The 13,477-nt window shown below is 39.4% G+C and carries 11 protein-coding genes; all 11 read right to left on the reverse strand.

Annotated features, from left to right (window positions below; genetic code table 11):
• Position 1: 1 nt before the first annotated feature.
• On the reverse strand, positions 2 to 2,260 hold the full coding sequence (hypF, locus tag ACAN52_RS00100) for a carbamoyltransferase HypF (RefSeq protein ID WP_378950366.1): 2,259 nt from the start codon (positions 2,258 to 2,260) through the stop codon (positions 2 to 4).
• An 11-nt stretch (positions 2,261 to 2,271) separates the two neighbouring features.
• On the reverse strand, positions 2,272 to 3,627 hold the full coding sequence (gene scfB, locus ACAN52_RS00105) for a thioether cross-link-forming SCIFF peptide maturase (RefSeq protein ID WP_378950368.1): 1,356 nt from the start codon (positions 3,625 to 3,627) through the stop codon (positions 2,272 to 2,274).
• Positions 3,628 to 3,744: 117 nt separating this feature from the next.
• On the reverse strand, positions 3,745 to 3,885 hold the full coding sequence (gene scfA / locus ACAN52_RS00110; RefSeq protein ID WP_378950371.1) for a six-cysteine ranthipeptide SCIFF: 141 nt from the start codon (positions 3,883 to 3,885) through the stop codon (positions 3,745 to 3,747).
• 122 nt (positions 3,886 to 4,007) lie between these two features.
• A complete protein-coding gene (locus tag ACAN52_RS00115) occupies positions 4,008 to 5,720 on the reverse strand; it encodes a methyl-accepting chemotaxis protein (protein WP_378950374.1) in 1,713 nt (570 codons plus the stop codon).
• A 233-nt stretch (positions 5,721 to 5,953) separates the two neighbouring features.
• Complete coding sequence (locus ACAN52_RS00120; RefSeq protein ID WP_378950377.1) at positions 5,954 to 7,030, reverse strand: copper amine oxidase; 1,077 nt, start codon at positions 7,028 to 7,030, stop codon at positions 5,954 to 5,956.
• A gap of 132 nt (positions 7,031 to 7,162) precedes the next feature.
• Positions 7,163 to 7,912 carry a polysaccharide deacetylase family protein gene (locus ACAN52_RS00125; protein WP_378950380.1) on the reverse strand — a complete coding sequence of 250 codons (750 nt, stop codon included), beginning with the start codon at positions 7,910 to 7,912 and terminating at the stop codon, positions 7,163 to 7,165.
• A complete protein-coding gene (whiA, locus tag ACAN52_RS00130; protein ID WP_378950383.1) occupies positions 7,905 to 8,843 on the reverse strand; it encodes a DNA-binding protein WhiA in 939 nt (312 codons plus the stop codon). The genes ACAN52_RS00125 and whiA overlap by 8 nt, the downstream gene beginning before the upstream one ends.
• 61 nt (positions 8,844 to 8,904) lie before the next feature.
• Positions 8,905 to 10,260 (reverse strand): uridine diphosphate-N-acetylglucosamine-binding protein YvcK, encoded by a 1,356-nt coding sequence (gene yvcK / locus ACAN52_RS00135; protein ID WP_378950385.1) that lies wholly within the window; start codon positions 10,258 to 10,260, stop codon positions 8,905 to 8,907.
• 75 nt (positions 10,261 to 10,335) lie between these two features.
• Positions 10,336 to 11,223, reverse strand: a complete 888-nt coding sequence (gene rapZ, locus ACAN52_RS00140) for an RNase adapter RapZ (RefSeq protein WP_378951773.1) — start codon at positions 11,221 to 11,223, stop codon at positions 10,336 to 10,338.
• A 19-nt stretch (positions 11,224 to 11,242) separates the two neighbouring features.
• Positions 11,243 to 11,974: a phosphatase gene (locus ACAN52_RS00145; RefSeq protein ID WP_378950388.1), complete on the reverse strand. Its 732-nt coding sequence runs from the start codon at positions 11,972 to 11,974 to the stop codon at positions 11,243 to 11,245.
• Positions 11,975 to 12,131: 157 nt separating this feature from the next.
• Positions 12,132 to 13,472 carry a nicotinate phosphoribosyltransferase gene (locus ACAN52_RS00150; protein ID WP_378950391.1) on the reverse strand — a complete coding sequence of 447 codons (1,341 nt, stop codon included), beginning with the start codon at positions 13,470 to 13,472 and terminating at the stop codon, positions 12,132 to 12,134.
• Positions 13,473 to 13,477: the final 5 nt, after the last annotated feature.

Genomic DNA, 13,477 nt, shown 5'->3' on the forward strand with positions numbered 1-13,477 from the left:
TCTACCTCTCTATGATACGTGTTCCAGCAACAACGGCTTGCCCCAAGGCCAGACCTCCATCATTTGTCGGAACACGTTGATTACTATATACATCAAACCCACTCTGTTGCAACATTCCGACTACTTTTTCGAATAAAATACGATTCTGCCAGACCCCACCACTCAACGCTACTTTCCTGATCCCCGTATCTTGATGAATCAATCGAATCATCTCCACGATCCCTTGAGAAACTGTTACATGAAAAGACGCCGCCAAAAAATTCACATTTTCGCCTCTGCGCATTGCCTCTGCCATGGAAGCAAAAGTCGGCATGAAATCTAGAATGCGAGGATTATCTACTGAAATGGTATAGGGCAATAACTGACCATGATTTTTTTGCGCCGCAAATTCTAACTCGACAGCAGCCTGTCCTTCATAATGAATCACAGTACCTAAACCAAGTAGCGTCGCTGCGATATCAAACAAACGTCCTGCACTTGATGATAATGGTGCATTAATGCCTTTTTGTGTTGCATCAATCATAATTTGCCAACCTACTGGTAAATTACGCGATAGGTTCAAATTAAAATCGGCAAAATCTAATCCATATAGATTATATAACACCCAAGCCCCTAAACGCCATGGTTCTTTTATCGCTTTTGCACCACCCGGCAGAGGAATATATTTACAATGACCGACTCGGATAAAGTCGCTGCAATCAGCGATAAGAAACTCACCACCCCATAGTTTGCCATCGCTACCGTATCCAGTACCATCAAAAGCTACACCGATCACTTGCTCATTGAATCCATGCTCAGCTAGCACCGAAGCAATATGTGCATGATGATGCTGGACACCAATTTTCGGAATATCAAGAGTCAAGGCATATTTCGTAGCAGCATATTCAGGATGTAAATCATGAGCTACGACGATAGGATCAATTGTAAATAACTTTTTATAATGAGCAATCGAAGCTAAATAAGACGTATAAGTCCCCAAATCTTCTAAATCACCAATATGTGGACTCATAAAAGCAAAATGTCCTTGGGTAAGACAAAATGCATTCTTTACTTCACCACCAACAGCCAAAATCGACGATATTTCCCGGGAAAGTTTAAGAGGAGAAGGAGCAAAACCTCGACTACGCCGCAGTATATATTGCTTTTCTTTAATCACTCTAACCACTGAATCGTCACTAGGCCGATGAATATCCCGATTATGTACTAAAGAATAATCAGCAATTTCTGCAAGCATCTCTTGGGCATTATGATCATCATAAATAATTGGTTCATCACTGATATTGGCACTCGTCATAACCCATATATCATTTGGTTCTAACAATAGATAATGAACTGGAGCATAAGGTAACATGATGCCGAGATAAGCGTTGCCTGGGGCAACACTCTTTGCTAACTGACAATGATTTTTTTTAGCTAAGAGTACAATCGGATGAGCGCTACCTTGCAACAACTGTTCTTCAGCAACTGATACTGTACAGAGCTGATCAATTGTTTCCATACTGCCACACATAACCGCAAAAGGTTTATATTCTCTGATTTTGCGACTGCGCAAACGACTCACAGCCTGTTCATTACGGCCATCACAAGCCAGATGGTAACCACCAATTCCTTTAATTGCTACAATATGTCCAGCAGCAATCATTTTTTTTGTTTCCTCAAAGACGTTATCAAAGGTCACTTCTCCCGCCTTATTGATCAAACAATAGTGTGGTCCGCAGATAGGACAGGCATTAGGTTGAGCATGAAAACGTCGATTACTTGGATCATCATATTCAGATTGGCAACTGGGACACATGGGAAATTGCGACATCGTCGTAGCCTCTCGGTCATAAGGCACATCCTTGATTATACTATAACGCGGTCCACAATGGGTACAATTTGTAAAAGCATACCCATACCTTCGATCTTGATTATTTCTTATTTCCATCTGACAGTTAAGGCAGGTCGCTACATCAGGTGCCACCCATGCTCGATTCTTCCCATGCTCCCGACTCTGTTTAATACTAAAAGTCTGCTCTCCTTTCAGCGGTGATTGGCTCACAATCAGATCATCAATGACCGCTAAGGGTGGAGCAGAATTTTTTAGCTCATATAAAAAGACGGCAACTTCTTCATCGCCGCCTTCAATTTCAAGTTCGACGCCTTGAGAATTATTAAATACCCAACCTCCTAGTTCTAGACGCTTAGCCAGATTATAAACAAAGGGGCGGAATCCCACCCCTTGTACAATCCCTTTTATATGAATGGTAAGACGTTGCATACAATCGTCTCCTATTTTCCACTTTCAAGCATCAATATCGCTTGGATCATAATAGCACATTCCAATCGTTTTTTCTGCAATTGACAGCCAATTTTGTATGGCTCATTAATATTGCTATTAAACAAATCAGCGTTCGCATGGCAACCGCCGCCACAATAGTAACGCGCCCAGCAATCACGACACTCGTCTTTATTTAGGACATGAGTTTGACGAAATTGATTAGGTAACTCAGTATTCTTCACCCCATCTACCACGTTACCGAGCAAAAATTCTTCTCGCCCAACAAACTGATGACAAGGATATAAATCGCCCTCAGGAGTTACGGCAAAATATTCATGACCTGCACCGCAACCACTCAAGCGCTTCGCAACACATGGACCATTATTAAGATCTAAATTAAAATGGAAGAAATCAAAACCTTTTCCATTCCGTTTGCGTTCCAGATAAACCTGAGCCAGTTTATCATATTCGGCAAATAATGCAGGTAGATGTTCCTCTGTTAATGCATACTGACTGTCTTTACTCACCACTGGTTCAACAGATAGTTGAGTGCAACCTTGATCTGCCATATCCAGTACATCAGCGGCAAAATCTAAGTTTTTAGCCGTAAAAGTACCACGCAAATAATAGTTTTGATCATTACGCGAAGCAATGGCTTTCGTCACGTTTTCTCGAACCATATCATAGCTACCACGACCATTGGCAAAAGGACGCATGTTATCATGAACCTGGCGTCGTCCATCTAAGCTCAATACCAAGCTAATATTATTTTCATTAAGATACGCCGTCATCTCATCATTGAGTAATACTCCATTTGTAGTCAAGGTCAACTTGAATTTTTTGCCCGTTTCAGTTTCCCGGCGACGTACATAGGAAACTGCATGACGCACAGTATCCATATTCATCAAAGGTTCCCCACCAAAAAAGTCAATCTCACTATTGATGCGCGGTCCACTATTTTGAATAATAAACTCAATCGCTTGCTCAGCAACCTCTTTTGTCATTAGACCACGACTATGACCAAAATCTCCAGTACCAGCAAAACAATACCCACAGCGTAAATTACAATCGTGGGCTACATGTAGGCAGACTGATTTAACTAACGGTTTTTGACTAAAAGTCAGGGGAACCTCTAACATGGGAGTAAATAATTTTTTATCGTCAATTAATTGATGGAGTTCTGACAATACTTCCCGTAATTCAGCCTCAGTATACTGATTAGCAAATGTTGAAAGTACCACCTCATCATTACTACCATCAAAAATATCCATCACATGATAAACCATTTTATCAACAATATGAATGGCACCACTATTTACATCAAGCACAATGTACAGACCATTGGAGTAAAACTTATATATATTCATTATCTTCACCTTTAAATAAAATATTTTAAGAACATAGAATCAGCATGAGTTATAGATGATTCCGTAAAAAATCAAGCCCCTTGCCGAAACACTACGGCAAGGGGCTTTCCTTGCGGTCTACTTTTGGCAGACCTGATTGCCAACTGTGCATGATGTCTTACATGCTGATTGACAGGAAGTTTGACATTCGCCGCAACCACCAGTATGTATTGTTTCTTGTAGAGAAGCTTTATTAACAGTAATAATATGCTTTGCCATGATGAAATTCCTCCTTGCCTCAAACTTTATTTCTTGCTCAATCTATTTTATACGTTTTTCCGATAGTAATCAATATATAACATGACTATTATTTTTTTGTCCAACTTAATTTTTTTACCGACTTAGACTTTAAAGTTAAAGATAGAATTTTGCAATTCTTCAGCAAGTTTTGCTAAGGCATGACTGGCTGATTCCATTTCTCCAATGGCTGCAGATTGTTCTTCTGTTGCTGCCGATACAACATTAGTCTCTGACGCACTTGATTGAGTGACTGTATTTATATCTCCCATCATTGCAACAACCTCTTGATTATGACCCTTCATTTGTCCTGCTGAACGATCAACCTCTTGAATTTGCAGGGAAATTTGATTGATAAATCCTACAATTTCCTTGAATGATTCCCCTGCGCTATTGACAACTTCTGTACCAATCTTCACCTCTTGGGTTCCCTTATCCATAGCAACAACAGCATTTTCTGTATCCATACGAGTTTCCTCAATCAAGTTAGCAATTTGTTTTGCAGCGACTTCAGATTGTTCCGCTAGTTTTCTTACTTCTTCAGCTACGACGGCAAAACCACGCCCTTGTTCTCCCGCTCGCGCCGCTTCAATAGCAGCATTTAATGCCAAAAGATTAGTTTGGCTAGCAATACCAGCGATTGTAGAAACAATTTGCCCAATATCTTTTGAACGTTCCCCTAACTTCTTAACAACATACGCTGAGCTCACTACTGCACTTTCAATATTGTTAATTTGATTAACAGCCTTATTGACGCGGTCAACGCCAAGCGCTGCAACCTCTGTTGTATTTACGGCAACATTACTGACTGTATTGATATTCGTAGTCACTTGTTCAATACCATGGGACATCTTATTCATAATCATCATTGCATGCTCTGTTGCCTTTACTTGTCTAGCAGAACCATCTGCAATTTCAGCAATGGAATTGGCCATTTGATTGGCAATGACAGCTGACTGCCCAGCTGTCGCTGTCAATTCTTTCGAAGCGGCAGCGACTTGCTCACTTGATTGACTCATCTGAAAAATAAGCTGGCGCAGTTCTGCACGCATTTTTATAATCATTTTGGAAAGTTGACCCATTTCATCTCGGGATGTAAAAGTACTCGGCTTATCGGTTACATCACCACTTGCCACTTCTTCTAATGCAATGACCATTCTGCTGAGAGGAAAAGAGATTGCCTTACTGAGCATTAATCCTAAGATACCAGATAGTAGGATTGCAAAAACAGTTACACCAATGATGACTTTAAGGGCAAATGAAGCCCGTTCATCACCTTGATCATTTAAAATTTGACCCGATTTTATATTATGAGTAGCCAGCTCAATGCGAAGACTCTGTAATTTTGAGAAAATGGGTTTACTCTGTTCAAAAAGTTCAAAAGCTTCCTTGGGTTTCCCATTTACAACCAATTTAATGATTTCTCCCCGTGCTTTTCGGTAAGCTGGAACTTCTTTTTCAAGTTGCTCCCATTGAGTTTTCTCAAAACTGTCCAAGCTTCTTGCTTGATATTTTTCCTGCAGGGCATTAATGGCTTTCGTATTCCCATCAATTTCTTTAATAATATCCTGCTGTTTCGCAGGATCACTCGTTAAGATGAGAGCCATCAGTTTCATTTCAGTATCCTTACTATGCAAACGAACCTCTTCCATTAAGTGAATTGGTAATAAATTATCATCATACATACTTGACGCAATTTGGGAAATTTCTCGTGAATAATAACCTCCTACAACACCTACGATCAGATTAAAAAACAATACAATAGCCAAAATACATAAAATTTTAGTCGATACTTTCTGATTATGAAGAATTCCCACAGCTACACCTTCTCTCAAAATCATAATATTATGTTATTTCTATGCGAAGAATGAAAAAACCTGTCGATTTTTATAAAATTATTATTATTCTATCTTTTTGAATAAACGAGAACAAGGATTTATCAAACAAAATAGCTGTTTTTAAGGACTTGGCCTACACCAACTCCTCAAAAACAGCTATAAATCTCAAGCATTCTTACTTAAAATCGAGAAAAGATAAACTTTCTATTTTCCTATTTGCTTGGTTTAATAATGAATTTTATCGGTAGATTTGAAGCTCCCGGTGGGCTAAAAGTCAACCATAGTGATTTTCCGCCTTCATATGTGCCAATATAAGCACTTTCACCAATCACCTTCGAACCAAAAGACATTTGATCAGCAGGTGTTGCAATGGTTGCTACTTCTTGATGGCGATATTTAGTCCCGAGCCATCCAGCATATTCACCACCTCTAGGATTTAGATAATAAGACATTTCTCCCTTTGCCATTGACGGCACATAAATTTTATACAAAATACCATAATTCCCATAATTCGTAGTTTTAGTACCATCTGTAGCATCAATACCTTTTACATAAGTGTCAATGGCATTGTCAGCTAGGGTGAATGCAACAACTCCATCTTGCGTTGCATCGTACACTTTGTCAGGAATCACTAAGCGATCTTTACCATCAAATGTACCTCGTAAACGATACTGAGCAACATCTGCAGGCAATACTTTAGCGCTGGCAGCAAAATTGTAAACATCAGCATCCACTGGCATCATCATCACTTTTACCTTAACAGGCTGATCTGTCGTAAAATCATACATACCATTCACTAACATATTCGGCTCTACTACAGCGTGATCAAGGCTAGGGATCAAACTAATTGACTCTTTTGTTGGTACGTCCAAAAGATAAGCATCTTTGCCTTCAATATAATCGAGTTGCACTTTTTTCCCAACTTCTAAAAAATCATAGCTAGGACCACCTAAACCATACTTATAGACAGTTACATGGGCAGGCTTATCTGTTATATTTTCTAGCAATACAACAATTTTCTTAGGAGTACTTGTACCATTCACATGATGGAAAAATAATCGATTATCTCCATTAACAGTGTCTTGATACATAATACCATCATCTGGTACAGTCTCTGGACTATCTGACAATAGGAGTTTTCCCCCGTATGAGGATATAGTGGCTTTCCACTCTGGTAAATTCGCACCATTCAATATCACGGTTGGTTGTTGTACCGCTCCTGCTGACACTGTGCTTTGAAATAATATAGCCATACTAATCAGCCATATGCCAATCTTGTTTTTATTCATTATGTTACCCCCTTTTTGGACATAGAATCATTATATCAATCCATTGATGTTATGTAAAATTACAAAGGTCGTCTCTTTTAGGGGTGATTTCTCAAAATCACCCCTAAAAGAGACTTATTCAATATAATTCGGCTATATCCCTAGTTTGCTATATAGATGTGCTCTGAATAGACGCAAGCAAAATTCCCCCAACCCATATTTAGGATGAGGAATATTAATTCTTTTAAGAGCATAGACATCAGCGCCCTCACGATTAAGACCTGCAATCCCTGAACAAGCTCCCCGATATCGAGCCTCATTCAGTAATTGCTCCGTGATGGGTGAAAATTCTCCGTAGGGATAAGCTAAAAATTGTATAGGTCTACGGATATGTTCTTCTAATGCTACTTTAGATTCAACAATCTCGCGACGTTGCTGCTCAGGGCTAAGACTACTTAATCCAATGTGAGATACAGTATGAGAGCCAATTTCCGTATGCCGTTCTTGCATTTCACTAATTTGTTGCCAAGATAAATATTCTGTCGTTCCGACCAAACCAGAGACAACAAACACTGTACTACGCATATGATATTTTTCCATAATCGGTAGCGCAGTCAAAAAATTATCTTCATATCCATCATCAAAAGTAATCACAATCGGATGACTAGGTAATGTTCCTTTCCCCTCATATGCATTAAATAATTCCTCTAAAGAAATCGCAGTGTACCCCTTAGAAGCTAAATAATTCATTTGTTCTTCAAATTGATCAGCAGTTACACTATAAATATCATCAGCATCGCTCACCTGATGATAGGCTAAAATAGGTACGCCAGTTGTTGGCCAAGCAAACCAACCTATGATACATACTACTACACAGACACCAAGTGCCACGACTTTATTCATCTTCTAATTCTCCAGCAATTTGTTCTAATTTCCGTAAACGATGATTCATACCTGATTTCCCTACACGGCCTCCCATAACATCAACAAGTTCCTTCAACGTAGCCTCAGGGTAGGCTAATCTTATTTCAGCCGCTTGCTGCAACGAGTACGGTAATTGATTAAATACTTTATGTTCAATAATGCGTTTAATGCAAGTCACTTGACGGACTGCCGCATTCACTGTTTTCTGTAAATTAGCAGTCTCGCAATTAACGAGTCGATTGACTTGATTACGCATATCCTTGACTACGCGCACATTTTCAAAAACTAATAAGGCATTATGAGCACCAATCAGTCGTAAAAAAGTAACGATCGCATCACCATCTTTTAGATAAACAATATAATCATTCTTACGTTCAATCATCCTAACAGGCAAGGAGAAATATTTCATCAACCGTACTAGAGTTTTACCAAAATCCAGATTACCTGTCACTAGCTCTAAATGATAATCTCCTTCTGGTCGATTGACGGAGCCACCACCTAAAAAAGCCCCACGCAAATAGGCCCGCCTGCAACAAGCCTTACGCAAAATTCCACTATCACTGCTGACATTAATATTATCACCACGCATAATACCTAAGACTGATAATAATTCGGTCACGACAGGAGATGGTACAACCTTGACCATATAAGAATTATTTTTTTTCAAACGGCGACCACGGGTAACAACGACTTCGGTTTTCAAATGAAAGCCGCTCTTAATCAGCGTCAGGGTTTTCCTTGCTACAGCAGCATTTTCAGTCGTAAATTTTATTCCCAGATTGCTATTACCGCCAATTAACATGGTACCGCCCATACGCATCAAAGAAGCCAGTTCTGCTACTTTGCAGCATCCTTGTTCATCCACAATCCTAGCCAATTCATTTCGAACCTCCGCAGAATAAGAAGCCATTATCATCCCTCCAGTCAAGCCATGATGAGTTTTTCAATCAACTCACTTTATAACTCATTGCTCATTTTTTTAAATTTTTTATACTTTCACCGATCAAATAATAATCCAGCAGTCGCATGCGTTCGGAATTTGTTTTTAGTTTATAAATCATGGATACAATGGTTCTAGATAACTTGAGCGGATCATGTCGTACCCAATTCGTTTCGCTAATTACATCTGCCTTAAATACTTTGATACCCATCGCTTCAATGGCATCCACATCGACTTCGACTGGATAAGCTCCTTGCGATGCATATTTTTCTTGTAAATTCATTGTCACATGATGAGTATTAACAACAACATAGTCAATAATCCCAGGACCAACATGGTCTACGATCGCCTGAATATGATCCGAGGCACTATACCCATCAGTCTCGCCTGGTTGAGTCATCACATTACAGATATAAATTTTGACAGCTTGACTTTGACGCAATGTCTCAGCTACACCCTGTACTAATAGATTCGGTAAAATACTGGTATATAAACTGCCAGGTCCTAAAATAACAGCATCAGCATCACGGATGGCTTCAAGGGCACTCTCTACTGGCATGGTATCTTCAGGTTGCAAATAAACTCTATCAATTCGTTTCTGCGTCAATGGGATATTCGATTCCCCTTCTACAACACTACCATCTGTCATCCTCGCCCAAAGTCGTACTTTTTGAATGGAAGCAGGCAAAACTCGTCCTCTTACAGCTAAGACTTTACTTGATTCTTTTAAAGCTTTCTCTACATCACCCAAGACCTCAGTCATGGCTGCAATAAACAAATTTCCAAAATTATGTCCAGCCAGATCACCATTTCCACCAAAACGATGTTGGAATAATTTTTCCATTAATGGCTCAGTATCAGCCAATGCTACCAAACAATTTCGTAAATCCCCAGGAGGAATCATGTCAAAGTCTTCGCGCAGGCGCCCAGAAGAACCACCGTCATCCGCCACGGTTACAATGGCTGTGATGTTACCAGTTACACTCTTAATTCCTCGCAGCAATACGGATAAACCTGTCCCCCCACCAATAACAGTGACTGCCGGTCCTCGATTCAGCTTACGCTTTTGAAAAATAAGCTCAATTAATCGATCCGAACCTTCAGGAATCAGTACGCTAATCACCGAAGCAATAATTTGGCGAGTTGCTAGTGTCATCACTACAAGTCCGCTCGCAATAACAGAAACTCCTACAATGGTCGTCACAGCATAATAATACTTACCTGTAGTCAGATAGACCATTCTAAAAATAGCCTCTTCTAAATTCCCCGCATATTTGTAATTAAAGACAATCGCAATCCCCATACTTGCAACAATAACACCCAAAGAAAATAATAATAACCAACGTTTTACCTTAATACCAGGGTACATCCATTTCAAAAAATGCATGCAATTACACCTCGACCCTTTGCGTGTCGCCATAGCGACATAATTTCATTTGAATCACGTCCTGCATAATCCTTATCATTCTGGATGAACTTCGATAACATTTTTCTTAACATCTCGGTGATCAAGATTTACTTTATAACCTTTGTATTTTAGGCTTTCATGAATTTTACTTGCAACAAATACGGATCGATGCATTCCCCCCGTACATCCAATGGCAATAATCAACTGACTTTTTCCTTCTGTAATATAATTTGGTACTAAAAAATCAACAAACTCTGTAATTTTCGCCATAAATTGTTGTGTAATTGGCCATTTCCAAATATATTCTCCCACCTCAGCTACCATTCCACTCTTACGCCGCAATGATTCTACATAAAAAGGATTCGGTAAAAAACGTACATCAAAAACCATATCTGCATCTAACGGAATTCCATATTTAAAGCCAAAAGACACTACAGTGATGTTCATCCGCTGACACTCATGATCGCTGGCAAATAAACTTGTAATTTTTTCTCGCAAACCAGATGTTGTTAATTCTGAAGTATCGACAATTTTAGTAGCCCGCCCGCGCACTTGATCGACCCGCTCTCGTTCACGAGCAATCCCTTCGCTAATGCGTCCATGAGGTGCCATAGGATGTCGCCGCCGTGTTTCTTTATAACGCCGAATTAAGGTTTCATCAGAGGCTTCTAGAAAAAGCATTTCATAACGATGACCATTTTTTTCGAGTTCCTCTAATGTTTGCATTAATGTATCAAAAAACTCTCGCCCACGAATATCGACCACTAAAGCAATTTTATTCACGCGTCCAGCTGATTGGGAGCACAGTTCTGCAAATTTAGGAATCAGCATGGGCGGTAAATTATCTACACAAAAATAACCTAGATCTTCCAGGGTCCGCACAACTTGAGTCTTACCTGCACCAGACATGCCGGTAATGATCACCAAACGGACATCTTCCATCATCATATCCTCCATTTTCTTATACCTTCTGTCTTTTACGATTTGAACGTCTTGCCAAATGACTTTCAACGCTTGCGATCGACGTATTTAAAATTGCACTAGGATCAATCTCATATTTTTCTAGCAGGGCAATCGCCTCACTAAAATTGCCGATTGATAGTGCAAAATGACTATCAGTACCGACGATGATTTTAGCCTTATACTCTTTGGCTAAGGCAAGAATTTTTTCACAATAAGGTCGACTGCCGGCTCTTGATAATTTTAAAGAGCTATTGTTGATTTCAATGGCCACATCATACTCGACTGCCGCCTTTACCACAGCTTCAGCATCAATTAAATATTCTGGATTACCAGGATGAACAATAACATCCACCCATGGGTTTTTAATGGCATTGACCAACATTTCTGTATTTTCTTCGACAGAACCACATGGCGAGCAAATAGTATGTAAGCCAGCCAACACAATGTCAAGAGGAGCTAACCGATCTGCTGGCAAATCAAGGGTGCCTGCTCGATCGATTATATTGGCCTCTACACCTTTGAGTATTCTTACACCAAATAACTCTTCAGGCAGAATCCGCAGGTTGCCAAAATGATAGATATGAGGACCACCAGGCATAGCTGGACCATGATCCGTAATCGCAATCATTTCTAAGCCTTTATCGGCTGCTGCCCTTGCATTTTCTAGTACTGTACTATAAGCGTGCCCGCTAGATATTGTATGAATATGTAAATCAGCAAGAAATTTCATGATATCGTCTCCCCCATTATTAACCATTACTTGTTTATTAATTATATGGTACTTTTGCTAAAAAAGCAAAAAGGATACACAGTGATATGTATCCTTTCTGAGTCTTATACGTATTCATTTAAATCGTAAAACCTTTTTATCCGCAATCAAGTTACCTTTATAAAATAGTTTCAAGATTTGGATTATCGCAAACACCGCGACCAATTTTAGATAAACTATGCCATTTATCATAGATTTTAACGCGTACAATATCTGCAGTAAAATCATTATTTGTTTCTTTAGAGTTTTCAATGAGAGAGGACCCAACACCATAAATATCCACTGGAACATCATTACGTTCAAACTCAGTAATTTTGGCAATATTAAAGCCACCAGTCACAGCAATTAATACACTTTTGCACCAATCTTTTGCCATGGCCAAATGTTCACTTGGTACATTCCATTCTTCATATGCCGAGTCTAAAGCCAACCGCAAACTCCGAATCAATCGCGGACAAACGCCGCCATCCGTCGCAAGGGTTGCTGTCGGTTTGTTCAAAGATACATCAATCATATTGGCAGAAGTATCAGGACGCACGGCATAGAGTTTATAATAGCCTGCTTCTTCTTCTTTCCCTGCATTCATAAGTTCTAGATATTTTGCAAACATGCGTCCCATGATTTTTTTAGACTCACCTAGACAATCATTTTTATAATCGATTAACGCAATTCGCGCCACTTCTTTTGGCATAATACGGCAAAATTGCATCATTGTTTCAGTTGTATCACCAAGGAAAGAGCAAATCGTTGCATGGGCGATTGTTCCAACACCTTCAGCTCCCCACCAGGAACCTTGTTCATCTGTAGAGACAAAACGATAATTTTTCTTACCAAACTGAGCGTTATGAGCTTGTACAGCTACAGAGTATGCATAACCATGAAGGGCTTGAAGCTTATAATGAGTGAAACGTGCAGGAAAAAATAAAATTTCTTTGGACTGGCTTGCTACAAGGGTATTATAGACATTTGTAGCAATACGAGTTGGTTCTGCAATCACACCTAATAATACGGTTTCTAATTTAGCAAAATCTCGATACCGTCCTCTGATTTTCATGACAGGCTCGACGTTGAGTGCATCTCCATTATAATGTACGAAAGTACCATCACGAACAGCTTCCACTTCCAACTTATCATACGTATTGACAAAACAATCATTTTCATAATAGCCAGTACATTCTTTCAAGATCGCAAGAGCTTCATCAACTCCAGCAACAACACTAATAGGTCTGCGACGTGTAAAAATCTGCATTTCTACCTCTAGATCGCCATTATGAACCTTAGAGCAATCAACGCCCTCAACATCACTTTCCCCTTGAAATGTATACCCTTCTTGAGCTAACTGCTCAAGCATAATGACATTATTACAAAAATATTTATCGGAATACCAGCCATTACGGATTTTTTCTGCCTCTATTTTAAAAACATCATGAGCAAGTCTTTCTTGGTTATAGATCGTCACAATTG

The sequence above is a fragment of the Pelosinus sp. sgz500959 genome (assembly GCF_042610375.1).
Taxonomy (GTDB): domain Bacteria; phylum Bacillota; class Negativicutes; order DSM-13327; family DSM-13327; genus CTSoil-075.